17 protein-coding genes are annotated in these 14,721 nt (G+C 43.9%); 2 read left to right on the plus strand and 15 right to left on the minus strand.

Going from position 1 to position 14,721, the window contains the following annotated elements:
- Positions 1 to 34: 34 nt before the first annotated feature.
- The 7 genes from QUB12_RS28965 to QUB12_RS28995 form a co-directional block, all read right to left on the minus strand.
- Positions 35 to 1,348 (minus strand): hypothetical protein, encoded by a 1,314-nt coding sequence (locus QUB12_RS28965; RefSeq protein WP_333309518.1) that lies wholly within the window; start codon positions 1,346 to 1,348, stop codon positions 35 to 37.
- Between the two features lie 70 nt (positions 1,349 to 1,418).
- On the minus strand, positions 1,419 to 1,619 hold the full coding sequence (locus QUB12_RS28970) for a hypothetical protein (protein ID WP_333309521.1): 201 nt from the start codon (positions 1,617 to 1,619) through the stop codon (positions 1,419 to 1,421).
- Between the two features lie 15 nt (positions 1,620 to 1,634).
- Positions 1,635 to 1,733 (minus strand): BrnA antitoxin family protein, encoded by a 99-nt coding sequence (locus tag QUB12_RS28975; protein ID WP_333101671.1) that lies wholly within the window; start codon positions 1,731 to 1,733, stop codon positions 1,635 to 1,637.
- Positions 1,714 to 1,872, minus strand: coding sequence for a hypothetical protein (locus QUB12_RS28980; RefSeq protein WP_333309524.1), 159 nt, complete (start codon positions 1,870 to 1,872; stop codon positions 1,714 to 1,716). The genes QUB12_RS28975 and QUB12_RS28980 overlap by 20 nt, the downstream gene beginning before the upstream one ends.
- A 23-nt stretch (positions 1,873 to 1,895) precedes the next feature.
- Entirely contained in the window at positions 1,896 to 2,456 is a 561-nt protein-coding gene (locus tag QUB12_RS28985; protein ID WP_333309526.1) for a Uma2 family endonuclease, read from the minus strand.
- Positions 2,457 to 2,502: 46 nt separating this feature from the next.
- Entirely contained in the window at positions 2,503 to 2,697 is a 195-nt protein-coding gene (locus tag QUB12_RS28990; protein ID WP_333309529.1) for a hypothetical protein, read from the minus strand.
- Positions 2,694 to 2,915, minus strand: coding sequence for a hypothetical protein (locus QUB12_RS28995; protein WP_333309532.1), 222 nt, complete (start codon positions 2,913 to 2,915; stop codon positions 2,694 to 2,696). The genes QUB12_RS28990 and QUB12_RS28995 overlap by 4 nt, the downstream gene beginning before the upstream one ends.
- Before the next feature lie 463 nt (positions 2,916 to 3,378).
- Between QUB12_RS28995 and QUB12_RS29000 the strand changes: the two genes are divergently transcribed.
- Positions 3,379 to 3,936 (plus strand): HPP family protein, encoded by a 558-nt coding sequence (locus QUB12_RS29000; RefSeq protein ID WP_333309534.1) that lies wholly within the window; start codon positions 3,379 to 3,381, stop codon positions 3,934 to 3,936.
- 143 nt (positions 3,937 to 4,079) lie between these two features.
- Here the strand turns inward: QUB12_RS29000 and QUB12_RS29005 are convergent, their stop codons facing one another.
- Complete coding sequence (locus QUB12_RS29005) at positions 4,080 to 4,289, minus strand: hypothetical protein (RefSeq protein WP_333309536.1); 210 nt, start codon at positions 4,287 to 4,289, stop codon at positions 4,080 to 4,082.
- 212 nt (positions 4,290 to 4,501) lie between these two features.
- On the opposite strand from QUB12_RS29005, the gene QUB12_RS29010 reads away from it, so the two are divergent.
- Positions 4,502 to 6,211 (plus strand): ABC transporter ATP-binding protein/permease, encoded by a 1,710-nt coding sequence (locus QUB12_RS29010; protein WP_333141199.1) that lies wholly within the window; start codon positions 4,502 to 4,504, stop codon positions 6,209 to 6,211.
- 772 nt (positions 6,212 to 6,983) lie between these two features.
- Here QUB12_RS29010 and QUB12_RS29015 read toward each other — a convergent pair.
- The 7 genes from QUB12_RS29015 to QUB12_RS29045 all read right to left on the minus strand — a co-directional run bounded on the left by QUB12_RS29015 (position 6,984) and on the right by QUB12_RS29045 (position 14,576).
- Positions 6,984 to 7,289: a transposase gene (locus QUB12_RS29015; protein WP_333300597.1), complete on the minus strand. Its 306-nt coding sequence runs from the start codon at positions 7,287 to 7,289 to the stop codon at positions 6,984 to 6,986.
- 29 nt (positions 7,290 to 7,318) lie between these two features.
- Positions 7,319 to 7,486 carry a hypothetical protein gene (locus QUB12_RS29020; protein ID WP_333141202.1) on the minus strand — a complete coding sequence of 56 codons (168 nt, stop codon included), beginning with the start codon at positions 7,484 to 7,486 and terminating at the stop codon, positions 7,319 to 7,321.
- 220 nt (positions 7,487 to 7,706) lie between these two features.
- On the minus strand, positions 7,707 to 8,747 hold the full coding sequence (locus tag QUB12_RS29025) for a phosphodiester glycosidase family protein (RefSeq protein WP_333141204.1): 1,041 nt from the start codon (positions 8,745 to 8,747) through the stop codon (positions 7,707 to 7,709).
- Between the two features lie 34 nt (positions 8,748 to 8,781).
- Positions 8,782 to 9,939, minus strand: a complete 1,158-nt coding sequence (locus QUB12_RS29030; protein ID WP_333309539.1) for a transposase — start codon at positions 9,937 to 9,939, stop codon at positions 8,782 to 8,784.
- Positions 9,863 to 10,480 (minus strand): IS607 family transposase, encoded by a 618-nt coding sequence (locus QUB12_RS29035; RefSeq protein WP_333135348.1) that lies wholly within the window; start codon positions 10,478 to 10,480, stop codon positions 9,863 to 9,865. Before QUB12_RS29035 ends, QUB12_RS29030 begins: the two co-directional genes overlap by 77 nt.
- A gap of 325 nt (positions 10,481 to 10,805) precedes the next feature.
- Positions 10,806 to 13,931 carry a phosphoenolpyruvate carboxylase gene (gene ppc / locus QUB12_RS29040; protein WP_333141206.1) on the minus strand — a complete coding sequence of 1,042 codons (3,126 nt, stop codon included), beginning with the start codon at positions 13,929 to 13,931 and terminating at the stop codon, positions 10,806 to 10,808.
- 420 nt (positions 13,932 to 14,351) lie between these two features.
- Complete coding sequence (locus tag QUB12_RS29045) at positions 14,352 to 14,576, minus strand: hypothetical protein (protein ID WP_333053485.1); 225 nt, start codon at positions 14,574 to 14,576, stop codon at positions 14,352 to 14,354.
- Positions 14,577 to 14,721: the final 145 nt, after the last annotated feature.

Raw genomic sequence — 14,721 nt, forward strand, 5'->3', positions numbered from 1 at the left:
GCGGATGAGGAGGTTTTTTGATTAGTTAGCTGACTTAGCCTTCATCTTCCATCACAGTTTCCTTGAAATATGGGTAAGGGTTCAAGTCGAATTCCTGTCCGTGTAATTGAAAAAGCTTTTTCTTGATTTCTTTGTGTTCTTCTTTTGCTTTTCGGCGCCCATATACCTGATTATTTTGTTCAATTTGCTCAATCAAAAACACTATTGCCTCTTTATCAAAGACTTTAAGGTAAGGAGATATGGCTTGCTGAAATCGAGAGTCTGCCTCATGATACCATCTGCTAGCACAGTAATAACTAGATAGTATGCGACAAAATAAATTTTGCCACTCTTCTGTATCAGCTATCTCAAGCAAAAATTTTAATTCTACCTCCTCAAAATTGAATTTAATATCGTTTTCTATTAAAGATAAGATGTCTTTATAGTGTCCCTTTAAATTCTCCTTCACAAACCATCCACAGATTTTGCTTGTCTGAGTAGTTTCAACATTATGCTGTATTTTAAGTTTCGCATCTTCATTAAGAAGATCATAAAATTGAGGATTTTTTGACAAATAAATTACTAAACGCTCCAAAGTGAGCGGACTCGATGAAACATCACTATAATAGTCTTTCTCTCCTTTTATTTGGTTGAGAATACTTTCGCGCTTCCGATTTCCGATTACCTCAAGTGTTCGCAAATTGATATCTCTGTTTTTTATGCAAGCTTCGTTTTCCAGCTTAAATACCAACTTCCACAAACTTCTATAAATAGAAAGTTCAACTTCAGGTTTAAGTCTACTTAAATATCGACTTTCTACATATCTTTTTACTTTTTGTCTAGTATTAAGTTGTGGCGCTGTTTCCGCAATATTCACTAAAAGTTCGTCAATTATTTTTTTAGTGTAGAAAGGTGGCTTTATAAGCAAATCTTCCAGAGTATTTCTAATCAGCGCCCTCACAGTTTCTTTGTTAGGTGTATGTAATTGTCTATCTGAGTCTAATATAGGGTGAGCGGATAGATGGCGTTGCTGTTGAAGATATACCAGATTTGCATATTCTGAGTGATCCAATAGCTTTGTATGTTTATGGGTATGCTCAATCAGTTCAAATTCCCAAGAGGGTGATTTGGGATTATCCTTTTGTGATTTTGTAATGCCATCAAGAATTGTTTGTGCACCTGAATCTTCATATAAATCAACAAGATATTCAAGTTTATACACTATGTCACAAACAGCGACAGACCAAAGCATTACCACTGCGGAACGATAGTTGCCATTGTGGTACGAAGATAGAACTTCTTGAAAATAATCTTTTGTCTTGCCGTAATGTATTTTTTCGGAAAGATTTTCTAAAGAAAATTCTAACATTACAAATATTTTCCTAAATTATAGCTTTCTGGTGAAACAGCTAAGAGCATTTCACATTTTCTTCTTTCGTTTATTCTTGTTCTAATAAGCTCATTAATTTCTGAGCAGCATCACCATAATCATAAGGCGACCAAACACGATAAGCCGCGCCATTATCCAATGGCTTTAACATTTCTTCTTTCGCCAATTCAGCCATTAAAAATTGCATCATTTGAAACTTCTCGGCAGGGGATAACTGCCGAAGTTGGTCTAATAATTCAAGATTTGACATAAAACGCCATTGAATTCATTTTTCTATCTTACCACGACCTTGAGGTTTAAACCACTCCAAAACATCACTGTCTATGCGTAAGGTGAGTTGAGCTTTAGTCTGAGGGTTGGGCAAACCTCGCCGAACTACTGCTAAGCGCCAACATTTTAGGCGTAATTTCAGGGCAATCAGATAAATCAATATCTCGATCGCTTATGGCATCGAGGCGTTGCCAGTCAGTTTGAGATTTGCTCGAAGTAAATTCGTTGTTCATATTTGGTTGCTGTAAAACACCAACTAAACAGGCAAAAATAGTTCGGAAAAACTAATTTCAATCTCAGGAAAAGCTAGCATTCTAATCGCAGCATTATCTGCAACAACTATCTCAGATTGATAGCCTCCCGGTGCAGGATTCCGGTAAATATATGCCTCGCGCGCAGCTACATCTAAAATCCAATATTCAGGGATATTTGCTCTCGCATAAATCGGGGCTTTTTCCCGGCGGTCAATTTGTAAGGTCGAGTAGGAAACTTCAATTAACAGCAAGATTTCGCTAGGATTTGGGTGATGGTCGCGATAATCTCCCGGATCGATACAAACAATAGCTATATCTGGTTCCGGTTCCGAAGTTGCTAAAGTAATTGGCAACTGCACGCGAATTAATGCTAAATCTCTTAGCAGGTGTTGTAGATATCGATCGCTGCGTTGGGTTGTAGCAGCATGGGGTGGAGTTTGTGCGCTCATTTCCACAATTCTCCCATCTAGCAATTCAATCTTATCACCTTCAGTGAGAATGCCAGCTTCAATCATGCGGTGATATTCTTCGACTGTCCAAGTTCTTTCTTTTGTTGCTGTCATAATCTTTGCCTGCAAAAGCTTACTTCATATTATAGTAATTGCCGATTCAATCAAAAAACACTGGTTTGTCCGGTGCTGGTCGAGAACCCTTTTGAAAGCGTTCCCAAGACTGTTTTAATTGAGCAGGATCTGGATAGTCGCGATCGTAAACCACCAGGACATTCGTCAAATTCCGTCCCGGCGGCAATAAAATCTGCCCTTGATGAGCCAAACCCACGGAAGCACCACCGTCCAAATTCATCGCTTCAAAACAGCCGTAGCACGGGCGAGGGCGGGACGCATCGCTTGCATAACCTTAGCTTCTGCTTCCAAAGACAAACTATAAAAAAAAATTATCAAAAATAACTTCTCTCTCGAAGTCGGAAAGCCGATCGCCGTTCTCGAACCCACGCCCAAAACATGAGAATCTTTAAAACCTTCCGATAAAGGAGACAGCCAAACTTTCCCCCCTTTAACCAATCTCGGCCCGCAAGTCAAAGAAAACCAATATTGACTCCAATCCAGCTTACGCTTACTGGGCCTCGCACCTTACAAATAACCTCTCGCTTTACCCTCATCAATAACTCTGACGGCTAACGGTGAAGTTTTGCGACTGCCGATAACGTCTGTTGCCAAACCGACCAAACTCGCTAGTCAGTTCCAACTGAGATGTTGCACCATTGTCAATAAGCCTTTGATGAACGGGCTCTGGGGCCCGTTCCACAAGAGGAAAATCTACTCTTTGTGGAACAGGCCGGAAAGCCTGTTCTTGAGAATGGTACCCGATGTGAGTTCCAACCGAGTGCTTAGCAGCAGCTTGAGTGGCATAGAAGTAAAAAATCTGTGCCTTTAGCTACTTTTTGACAAATTGTTATGATATCTTAACTTTAGCGGAGGCTAGTTCCGACAATTTAAGAAACCTGGTTATCAAGTAACCTGATTTATGATTGACCGTAAAAAAATTCGACAGAAATGGGAAAGTTATTGGTTTAAAACCTTTGGGAGATGGCGATCGTGTCCATTGAGCTGCCCAATAGACCGACCTCATCCTCGGCATATTTTTTGGAGTTGGATTGGCAGTTTTTTGGCAATTACTGCAACGTCCTATCTTGCCGTAAAAACTAATTCTCCTTTACTAATGGCTCCGTTTGGCGCTACAAGCGTTCTGATCTTTGGTGTCCCTGACAGCCCCTTGGCTCAACCCCGGAATGTCATTGGGGGCAATTTCTTAGCTGCTCTCACCAGTTTAATGATTCTGCATTTTCTCGGTTCTTCTCCCTGGGCGATGGGAATGGCTGTTTCTACTGCGATCGGAATTATGCAGATTACCAGAACTCTACATCCGCCTTCGGGAGCAGTTGCCTTAGTCGTCATGATGACCCAACCAGACTGGAAATTTTTGCTAACACCTGCTTTTGAGGGATCAATAATCTTGGTCTTGTGCGCCGTCATCTTTAATAATTTAGCGGCAGAAAGGACGTATCCCAACCACTGGTTATAGCATTGTCTCTAATTCTCTAATCCTTCCCTTGGGAGCACTACCAAAAATTGGGATGCTCCCTCGATTCCTTCTTCCTTTTTCGTTCTTTCTTCCATCCGTTAGATCCCGATTTACTGCGCGTTGCCGAACTTCCTTCTGCTAGATCAATCAAAAAACACTGATTTGTCCGGCCTTGGTCGAAATCCCTGTTGAAAGCGTTCCCAGGACTGCTTTAACTGAGTCGGCGCTGGATATTCGCGATCGTAAACCACAAGGACATTCGTCAAATTCCGTCCCGGCGGCAATATCCCTTCGTCAGAATTTAGCAGCCCGTCGAAAAAATCCCGCTGTGTGTTTAGGCGGGGATAATCCATTTTACTGATTTAAAATCAGTAAAATTACTGATGTTTAAGCTTTGTCATCTATCTTAAGATATAAATCCTGAAGCGATCCGAGGATCATTAGGGAAGTACCACGGGAGCATTACCCATACCAGGTATCGCTGATGGACAAGAACGATGAGAATTGCCCCATCCGCTACAGCTAGTTTCCACCAAAGCACAATTTTTCCTACCCATAAGAAAAGATGAATCAATTGAAGCAGTCGGTAAAGCAGTTTTGGTCGATCGCCAACCCCTACTTCTTTTCCAGAGAAAAATGGGGAGCTAGGGGGTTGTTCGCCCTCGTAATGTTATTAATGCTAGGTTTCAATGGTGTAAGCATAGTCCTGAGCTATATTATGCGGGACTTGATGAATGCAGTCACGGGAAAGAATGTTTCAGACTTCTATAAGATGTGGCTGATGCTATTGGGTGTGTTTGCCATATTCACGCCCATTATGGTTTCCTTCTTCTATTCGCAAAATGTACTGCAACTCTACTGGCGAAAGTGGCTAACGAATCACTTACTGAAGAAATATTTTAGCAATCAAGGTTTCTACAAAATTAAGTTCAATGATAAGGTTGATAATCCCGATCAGCGTTTAGCTGAAGACGTTAATTTGTTTGTTAAGCAAAATATTGATATTTGGGGATTATTATTCAACCAAATTGTCACAATAATTTCTTTTCTCGGCGTTCTCTTTACAATTGACAAGGCACTGACTTTAGTTGTATTGATACTGGCTGCTTTTAGAACTGTTTTCACTATCTTTATAGGTAAGAGGTTAAGTAGATTAAAGTTTAATCAGTTACAACGAGAAGCAAATTTTCGCTATAGTTTGGTTCATCTTCGAGACAATAGTGAATCCATTGCATTTTACCGAGGTGAAGAGCGTGAATTTAGTGCAGTATCACAGCGATTTAATGAAGTTTTGAATAATTTTAATAACCTGATTGTCTTGCAGCGTAACCTTGGTTTCTTTACCCAAGGAAGCCAGATGATATTTACAAATTTACCTATAGTTTTTTTAGCTCCTCGATACTTTGCGGGCCAGATAGATTTTGGGCAGGTAACGCAAGCTTCTGGAGCGTTTGTGTCTATTTTAAGTGCCCTGGGCTTTATTGCCGAGAATTTTGATATGCTAACTAACTTTACCACTCAGATTAATCGTTTAGGAACCTTTGATCGGGTTCTGTCCGAGCAAATGGCAGCACCTCGAGCGGGCATGGCAACGATTGATGTTGTGGAACAGGACTATCTAGCCCTCCAACAGGTTACCTTAGAGACGCCTAACTATGAGCGAATCTTAGTTAGAGATTTATCTTTCAAGGTGGGGCAGGGTGAAAGCGTCTTGATTGTTGGACCTTCTGGCGCTGGCAAGAGTTCGTTAATGCGAGCGATCGCAGGATTGTGGAATGCGGGTACGGGTTGCATTGTCCGTCCTAAACCGGAGGAAACGCTGTTTTTGCCCCAACGGCCTTATATGCTGCTAGGGGACTTACGCAGCCAATTGCTATATCCCAACACCAGCGGTCAAGTTACTGATAAACAACTGCACGAAGTGCTCGAACAAGTCAATCTTTCCCATTTGCCAGAACGGGTAGGTGGATTTGATGTGGAATTGGAATGGGCTGATGTTTTGTCACTAGGAGAACAACAACGGTTAGCATTTGCACGCCTACTGCTGACTAAACCTCGCTACGCTATTTTGGATGAATCAACGAGTGCATTGGATGTGGCTAACGAGAGACGGCTCTATCAGTTGCTCAAAGAAACAGGAACTGCCTTTATCAGTGTCGGTCACCGTCCGACTTTGGTACAGTATCACGAGCAGGTCTTAAGGCTAGTTGGTAATACCAATTGGCATCTGATATCGGCTAAAGATTACAGCCCCGATCTCGCCGAGTTTGGTTGAAAAATGCAATTGCCGAACTGCAAGTAATGGTCTTTACCGTACCCGCCTCAAAATTCCAGGCGTGCGATCAGGTAGAACAGGAGTAACTGGGACGATCGTAAACGGCAAACTCGTCAAAAAACACTGTATCTTATAGCGGGAAGGGAGTAAGACTCGGATGCTCCCCGCAAAACGTCCTGATCATCAAAAACTCTAAGAATGGCTAAAGCCCATAACGTGACGTAGCCTCCGCACTTCCACGTCCTAGGCTGGGAAAATGGTATTTCCCAGCCTAGGGGTTGAAACCGTTGCAGCTTTATCAGGATAAGGGCATATTTTGACCCAGCGCTTGAAATCGCTACAGCTTCATTAGACTTCTTGCAAAAGTCCTTTCGATCAAATTTTCGGACGGGCTCTCCGGCCCATCCCACAAGATAAAAAACTTTTTGTGGGACGGGCCGGAGAGCCCGTCCCAGCTATTTTTGCAAGAGGTCTATTACGTTGCCTGCAATAAATCCATACAGCACTTCCGGATGTTATGAGGTACAGTAGCAGCAATTAGTAAACCAGTTTTTAAGATGTTTCGGATTAATTAAGTCAAGAGCCACAGCAATTATGGTGTAAACCATTTTAGTGGTGGTTGGTGAAAACTGGATCAATAAAGATTTGAGTTGCGACCACCATAATTCAATTGGATGAAAATCAGGAGAGTATGGGGACAAACACAAGATAAAAGCATCCACCGCTTCAATCTACGGGCTTAATTGAATCTACTTTATGCGCTGGTAAGTTATCAATTCACGTCTACTGCTCCCGACCACAATTGTGGCACTAAACATTGCTCTATAAACACCTCAAATGCTTGGCTATCCATCGAGTTGTCTATGGTCATTAATGCCACTACTCTCTGGAAACTAATTGCACCAATTACTGTGACTTTCTTGCCTCGATAAAAAGGTTTGACTGCATAGGCTCTCGTTCCTCGTTGGAAGCATGAGTTCTGGTTAAACAAGCGTAATACTCCAGTCTCATCTAAAAAGACTAGATTTTTGGGGTCGATATGCTTGACTTTTTCCCAATACTCTAACCTTAATTTCATGACTCTTTCAGTGCCGACTTGGCTACTTCTCACTGTTTTTTTTTACGATTTAATCCCAACTTTTGTAAGGCGTTACACATGGCTGTTCTACCCACCCAATTTCCCGTATTCTGGGCAAATAACTCACACAATTCTACCCTGGTTGCATCGGGATGTGCTGCCACTATTTCTCTCAAAGAAGCTGTGGAATTATTCAAATGACTGTATCTCGGTTTCCCACTCTCGTTTCGGCTGTAAATTTCCCTCTATTTTTTGTTGCTTGACCAGTTTCTGAAAAGAGCTTTTACTGACGGAAAATATCGCTGCTGTTTTTCTGATCGACAGCTTCTGATCTTGATGGGCTGCTACTATTTTTGGAAAGCAAATCTACTGAATATGCTTTCATTGGTGTATTTTTTAATCTATTCTTATTGTACCTCATAACACCCGGAACTGCTGTAAAATCTGCCCTTGATGAGCCAAACCCACCGAAGCGCCCCCGTCCAAATTCATCGCTTCAAAACAGCCGTAGCACGGGCGAGGGCGGGACGCCATCGCCCGCATAACTTTAGCTTCTGCTTCCAAAGACAAACTATCAAAAAAAGTTACCAAAAATAACTTATCTCTGGAAGCCGGAAAGCCGATCGCCGTTATCGAGCCCACGCCCAAAACACCAGCATCTTTAAAACCTTCCGATAAAGGAGACAGCCAAACTTTCCCCCCTTTAACCAATCTCGGCCCGCAAGTCAGAGAAAACCAATGTTGACTCCAATCCGGCTTACCTTCAGTTCTAGCCGTCACCATTTCCAATTGATTTCCGGCTTTAATTCCCAAAGTCGTGCCGTAATTTTCCCATCGGCTGTATTTGAGAAACTTGCCTGCCGCCACCATATTTCCCAGCACAGATTTCTGCTCATCTTTACCAAAAAAAGTCCCGTTAGCAACAACAGCAGCCCGGTAACGCGACACCATATTTTCAAAAGGTTCGTCGCCCCGCGTGACTTTAGAAGTATTGGCAAAGTCTGCATTATTAGCTAACCCAATTGTGATATAAATTTCTGGGTCTGCGAGGTCAATAGTTGTGAGATAAAAACTTGCGCCAGCTACATTTTGGCTGCTGACTTGTACCGGTTTTGTTTGCTTAGCAGAACGTTTGATAATTTGAGGTTGAGACGGCTGCACAGCAGGAGAATTTTCGGGCGATTTTACAATAGGATTACTCGGCAGAGGTTGATTGGTTTTTGCCGATTTTACAATGGGATTGCTAGGAAGAGGTTGAGGAGTTTGATTTGATTGTATACTTGATAAAAAAGCGAGTGACTTTTGCCAAAGTTGACCCGCGAGAGTCAAGAAACTATCTCGGTTTTGGGCGATCGCAAAATAGTCAGCCGCAACCCGCGCCAAAGCGATGGCCGTTAAAAATAAAAAAGTGCGTCGCAGCATCGGGCGACAACCTTCAGACTGTTTGCGTTTAGACATAAAAAATCTCAGCTAGGATAGCGAACAGATACATTTAACCCGGTAAATTCAGGACTAAGCCAGAATTTGCCGTGTATGGCAAGATAGAGAAAGCTGCAAGCTTTTCTATCAGGGAGGTATCTCTCAAAGCTTTCAATAAAATATTGCAAGCGCCATTGAAATCTCTGTCCAGAGTGTGTCCGCATTCTGGACATTTAAAGATTTTAGACCCGTTTAATTTAGTGTGGATATGTCCACACTTTGAGCAAGTTTTCGATGTGTACTCTTCTGTTACGTCTACTACAAAGCCCCCATGTTTAGCGGCTTGATGCTTCAACATTTGTTTAAAACGATAATGACTCAAAGTTACCATCGCTCTAGCTGTTTTAGTTGCCAGTCTGCGCTTGCCTTTCTTGACCATTTGTTGCGTTTCAAAGGTCGGCAACAAAATTAATTTGTATTTGACTGTCAAATGTTTAGCAGCTTTTTTGTGCAATTCATTGACTAAGTTTTTAATCTTAATCCGAATTTTTGCTGCTGACTTTCTCAAGGAATACCTCAACCGCTTGAGTTGCCTTCCTTTGCTCAACCCTATACGTGACATTAATTTGTCTAGATGTCTTGCCAGTCGATAGATACGACCGATATCATTCTTTCCTATTTCGATAAATTCACTGCCGTCAAAGCCAGTAATAAAAGTTCTCACGCCTGGGTCTAAAGCAATAGCTAAATCGCTTTTAATCGCTTCTATTTTAGGTGCATCAACAGCATAGCCAATAAACCATTGCCCGTCGCTCAAGCTTAGTGTTGGTTCGTGTTGCATTTCTTCAATAATAGGCTCCGATGCTTTAAAGCTTAACCCCTTAGTAGACAGCGGATAAAAAGTCCCGGATTTCCAATTACACTTTTGGAACCTGATAGTCTGAGATGCGTCGAAACGGCTTCTAAACTTTGCTATTCCTTTTGACTTCTTAGCTGCTTTATGTGCTTCAAAAGCTTGAAATACTGCCATTTGTCGCGGGTTGTAAGGTTGCTCTGATACCCAAGCAGGAGCCAAGTCCATTACTTTTTTTCTTAAGTCGTACTTGCCAATTCTTTCGTTTTTAACAATAGCAATTGCTTGGTTGTAACACCATCTACTTGCTGCAATCCAAGTCCTCCATTTCGCTGCTAGCCCGATTTCCGGGTAAACTCGGATCTTCTTTGATAGCAGATTTGTATTTTCGGAGTCCGTAGAGTCGGCAACTGAAGACGTGGATGATGGCAAGGATATCTTCAACCATTTCTCGCTCTGGAGACAATTCACTTCTACTGAGAACCATGAGTTCGCAATCGTTCTGCTCGCAGATCCATTTGATGAGGTCGCCACCAAACCTTGCGAGTCTGTCTTGGTGTCCGACCACAACTGTTGAGATAGATCCTGACATGATTTGTCCCAAAAGGGCAAGCAGTGATTTTCTTTTGAAGTTGAGTCCGCCTCCGATATCTTTGAAGACTTTAGCTTGCGGGTAGAGACTTTGGAGGTAGCCAACTTGTCTTTCGAGGTCTTCTCGCTGTTTGTAGCTGCTGACTCTGGCATAGATAGCTGTGACTCGGTTGTGTTTTGTTCCGAGAACGCTGTCAATGTCGTAGCGGCGCTGGTTGGAGGGAGTTCTGATTGCTGATATTTTGTCGGCAAGCTCCCAGTTTCTAAGCGTTTTTTCTGAGACTTGCAGGATTTTGCAAGCTTCTCGCGGTGTGACATATTTGGTCATCGGTGGCGGTAGAATGTTCTTAATCTAAGTTACCACGATCTACCAGCATTTACCGGAAAATTCCGGAAAATTATTTATTTCACATTAACAGTTTTCTATGGCTGTGACTATAGCGGTTCTCGGAAAGATGAGGTATTCACCAATTAATTAAAAATTCCCCAATCCCCCAATCTAAAATCTAAAATCTAAAATCTAAAATCTAAACTTGTACCTCATCTATCTGAGAAAGGCTATATAATGGGTGATCGCCTGAATTCTGCAACTACCAGTAGCAAGGTGCTCCATCGCGCACCTCACCACGAATTCAAAACTCAAAACTATTTCCCTAGCCGGTATTCCGCATCCCCGCAGCAATTCCATTAATCGTCAGCAGAGCTCCCCGCAACAATTCACCCTTGCTATAACGCGAGTGAATCACCCCCGGAACCCCGCCACTACCGTGCTGCCGCAAGCGTTTCAGCAGCGAAACCTGCAACAAACCCAAAGGTACAATCGTCGCATTTCGCAACTGCACCGAACGCTGCAGCGAGGGATCTTCGTCCAACAAACGTTGGTGTCCGGTAATCGTTAAAACCAAATCGCGAATCAAGTGAAATTCTGCCGCAATTTGATCGAATAAAGCGTTAAAACGCTCCTTATCAGCAGGCAAAGCTAACTCCTGCACATAGTGTTCTGCAATCTGCAAATCCACTTTAGATAAAGTCATTTCCACCTTAGAAATTACCATTCTAAAAAAGGGCCATTTCAAGTAGAAATACTGCAAAAGTTTCATGTGTTCTTCCGGTTCCTCCAGCAAAAACTCTTGCAAAGCCGTGCCGACACCGTACCAAGAAGGCAGCAAAAAGCGGCTTTGAGTCCAGCTAAACACCCACGGAATTGCTCGCAAACCGCTGATGTCTTTTTTGCCCCCGCGCCGGGCCGGACGAGAACTAATTTGCAACTGGCTGATTTCTTGAATCGGGGTAACTTGGTGGAAGAAATCGACTAAATCCGGCTGTTCGTAGATTAAATGGCGGTAGTGCGATCGCGATCGCGCAGATAACTCCTCCATAATCTCATTCCAAGGGTCAATGCCATCAAAACCAGTGTGCAGCAAACTAGCTTGAATTACCGCCGCCGCCACAGTTTCCAAATTGTAAAGCGCCAACTCCGGCAAAGAATATTTAGAAGCCAAAACCTCGCCTTGTTCAGTAATCTTAATTCGCCCGCTAATACTCTTTCCAGGCTGAGCCAGAATTGCCTTATAAGCAGGCCCGCCGCCTCGCCCTACAGAACCGCCTCGGCCGTGAAAAATTCGCAACTCCACACCGTGTTTTTCCGCTACCATTTGCAAAGCCTTTTGAGCCTTGTGTATTTCCCAATTGCTGCTGAGGAAACCAGAATCTTTATTGCTGTCCGAATAGCCCAGCATCACCTCTTGCAATTTGAGAGTTTCGATTGGGCCTTGGATATTCTCTTCACTCTTTTGCGCTATTTCCTGCGCGTATCCTCCTGTTAGCAAAGCTCGATAAAGCGGCAAATCAAATATTTTTTGCATTACTTCCGGCGCTTTTTTCAAATCTTCCACCGTTTCAAACAGGGGAACTACTTGAATGTTGCTAATTCCTGTTGCCGGATCGTAAAGTCCTGCTTCTTTTGCTAACAGCAAAACCGCCAGTAAATCGCTGACATCGTGGCTCATGCTGATGACGTAAGTTTCGCAAATTTCCGGGCCAAACTCCTGCTGCATTTGCCGCAATATTCGGAAGGTATTGATCGTCTCGCAAGTTTTAGGAGAAAAGGGCAATTCTGCTGGAATTAAAGGGCGACGAGTTTGCAGTTCCGTTGCCAGCCAAATAATTCGATCGCATTCCGACATTTGATTGTAAGGCTTGGGCAAAATTTGCAAGTATTCAGCAATTTCGCTCAAAGCCTCGGAGTGTACTGTTGACTCTTGGCGGATATCTAGGTAAGCCAAATTAAATCCGTAAATTTCTACTTGGCACAGCAGATTTTCCAAGTCCCGACAGCTCAAACCTGTTTCCACTAAATTGTGCTCGATGAGCTTGAGCTCGGTCAAAAACTCAGCGCCCGATCGATAAAGGCCGGTCATTCCGGGATGTTCTGACAAAGCTTCGCGTTCCCGCTGCAATTCGTCTCCTTTGTAGAGCCGCCAATTGCGATCTCGCGTATTTTCCAGTCGCTGCTGCACGTAGGCCAGCTTCAACCGATAAGGTTCTTGCCGATAGCGAATCGCCCACTGCTCGTAAACCTCCGGGAATTCCGATTTGTCGCGATCGAGAGATTCGAGCAATTCCGGCAGCACGTCGCTCCAGTGCAGCGACAAACTCAAAAGTTCGTTCAGTCGCTTCACCGCCGCGATGTACTTCTCTAGCACCAAGTGGCGCTGATAGCAAGCCGTTTGCCAAGTAACTTTTGGAGTAACAGAAGGGTTGCCGTCCCTGTCCGAGCCCACCCAAGAACCGAACTTGCAAAAATTGTAACTAGGCGGTTTCAGATAAGGATAAGAAGCGTGCAGAGCTTGCTTTAAGCGGTGGTAGAGTTCGGGAATAGCATCAAACAGAACTTCCTCGAAGTAGTGGAGAGTGTACTCCACCTCGTCAAGTACAGTCGGCTTGAATTGGTGCAGTTCGTCAGTGCGCCACCAGAGGCGAATTTCTTCCATCAGTTGCTCTTGGAGAGCCGCTGCTTCCCAGCAAGACACCGGATAGGGGCTTTGAGAGTCGGTTCCGATCGCCTGAAATTTCTCGTCAACTTGGTCTAGCTGTTGGAGAATCTTCGCCATTCGCCGCTGCTTGGTGCGGATCGTGTGGCGGACAATTTCCGTCGGGTGAGCAGTGAATACCAAGCGGATGTCTAACTGATCGATCAACCGCTGGATTTGCTGGCTGGGTACGTTCAAGCGCAGCAGCATCGGGAACAGTTGGTGAAAAGTTCCGGCATCTCGGGCGATCGTCTCGCTGCTGTCTGCATTGCTCAAAGCCGTTTGGGTGGGGCTTGGGCCTTCCCTGTGCCGGGGGCGATCGGGGGCATCCGTTGCTTGTCCTGGCAGCTTAGAAAACATCCGCCCACCAGCATCGTTGCTGCTAGCGTAAGCTAGCTGTTGGTCTCGCTGTTCGTAGTGCTGTTCGACAATGTTGATCAACTGAAAATACAGTGCAAAAGCCCTAGCGGCGCGGATGGCGGCGTTGAGGTCGAGCTTTTCGATTAGCTGTACGACATTCGACTCGCGAAAGTGAGTGGCTTGTCCTTCGGCGGAATTGACCGATCGCATTTGTTGGAGCAAATCCACCAATTCCTGCCCGCACTCCTGTCGCAGCACCGATTCCCACAAGTCCTCTACAACTTTGAGGCGATTTCGCAGAAACAGGTCTGATTTGGAGTAAGCGGGAAAATGGGAAATAGATGTTGCATCAATAGCCTGTTCTGAAGACTGGAGGACTGAACTCATCGGGCTGTTCCTCAATAGCTGCGGGTGTCTGTGAAAATTGTATGGTTTAGTTTCGCCTAAAACACTTTTGTTTGCAGTCAAATTTGAGACTTATTGCAACCTTGAAAGTAGAAGGCACTTATGTACAAAGTATAAGGAAAGATTAATTCTTACAGCACGGATTGTACCTCTTGTCAAGCTTTCAGGTCAGTTAACTTGCTAGTTTGAGATTGTAGACGATCGGCGTGAGACGTTCGGCCAGAAGTCAGTTGAGTCGCGCTAAGTCGAACACTTTTAGATTTACTCCAAAGATCAATCTGGGATGTTGAACTAGGGTCGAAAATTTTTATCTCTCCCCGACAGGAGTACGTGGCACCGTATCCGTTTTTGGGCGGGGTCACAAAAATTAACTTCTAGCTGCAGCATCCTTCCTTGGGCTTTCTAATCCTGTGATTGAGGAAAGTTGAGTACGGGAAGGCGCGAACCCCGAAAGACTTCTTCGCTTTCAACGCCGATCGACGCAACAAACTCAGCAGCAGCTTTAGCCACCACCAACCCGCCCAGCATGGGTAAGGCGACCAAGCTCAACAAAATATCTGAGGGAACCGGCAATTTTGGACTGTTAGGTGTTTGAGTTTTGAGCAAGTCTTGGTTTTCCGACGGCATAAATCTTTCCTGCGTATTCTGTTATCCCTAGTTTACAAGCTAGGGCGGGTTTTCTTGCCTCGTTGTATCCCACATTCCGCACCCACAACTGTCACACATCAACAAAAAGGGGATGAAATAGTACAAATGAACTAAGTCCCAATCG

The sequence above is a fragment of the Microcoleus sp. B7-D4 genome, from assembly GCF_036705125.1.
Taxonomy (GTDB): Bacteria; Cyanobacteriota; Cyanobacteriia; order Cyanobacteriales; family Microcoleaceae; genus Microcoleus.

What these genes read in the sequence shown, in the direction of transcription:
- QUB12_RS28970 (WP_333309521.1), bottom strand. Translation starts at nt 1,619, where the DNA reads ATGTCAAATCTTGAATTATTAGACCAACTTCGGCAGTTATCCCCTGCC.
- QUB12_RS29010 (WP_333141199.1), top strand. Translation starts at nt 4,502, where the DNA reads ATGAATCAATTGAAGCAGTCGGTAAAGCAGTTTTGGTCGATCGCCAAC.
- QUB12_RS28965 (WP_333309518.1), bottom strand. Translation starts at nt 1,348, where the DNA reads ATGTTAGAATTTTCTTTAGAAAATCTTTCCGAAAAAATACATTACGGC.
- QUB12_RS28980 (WP_333309524.1), bottom strand. Translation starts at nt 1,872, where the DNA reads ATGAACAACGAATTTACTTCGAGCAAATCTCAAACTGACTGGCAACGC.
- QUB12_RS29045 (WP_333053485.1), bottom strand. Translation starts at nt 14,576, where the DNA reads ATGCCGTCGGAAAACCAAGACTTGCTCAAAACTCAAACACCTAACAGT.
- ppc (WP_333141206.1), bottom strand. Translation starts at nt 13,931, where the DNA reads ATGAGTTCAGTCCTCCAGTCTTCAGAACAGGCTATTGATGCAACATCT.
- QUB12_RS29025 (WP_333141204.1), bottom strand. Translation starts at nt 8,747, where the DNA reads ATGTCTAAACGCAAACAGTCTGAAGGTTGTCGCCCGATGCTGCGACGC.
- QUB12_RS28990 (WP_333309529.1), bottom strand. Translation starts at nt 2,697, where the DNA reads ATGAATTTGGACGGTGGTGCTTCCGTGGGTTTGGCTCATCAAGGGCAG.
- QUB12_RS29035 (WP_333135348.1), bottom strand. Translation starts at nt 10,480, where the DNA reads ATGACCAAATATGTCACACCGCGAGAAGCTTGCAAAATCCTGCAAGTC.
- QUB12_RS28985 (WP_333309526.1), bottom strand. Translation starts at nt 2,456, where the DNA reads ATGACAGCAACAAAAGAAAGAACTTGGACAGTCGAAGAATATCACCGC.
- QUB12_RS29000 (WP_333309534.1), top strand. Translation starts at nt 3,379, where the DNA reads ATGATTGACCGTAAAAAAATTCGACAGAAATGGGAAAGTTATTGGTTT.
- QUB12_RS29005 (WP_333309536.1), bottom strand. Translation starts at nt 4,289, where the DNA reads ATGGATTATCCCCGCCTAAACACACAGCGGGATTTTTTCGACGGGCTG.
- QUB12_RS29015 (WP_333300597.1), bottom strand. Translation starts at nt 7,289, where the DNA reads ATGAAATTAAGGTTAGAGTATTGGGAAAAAGTCAAGCATATCGACCCC.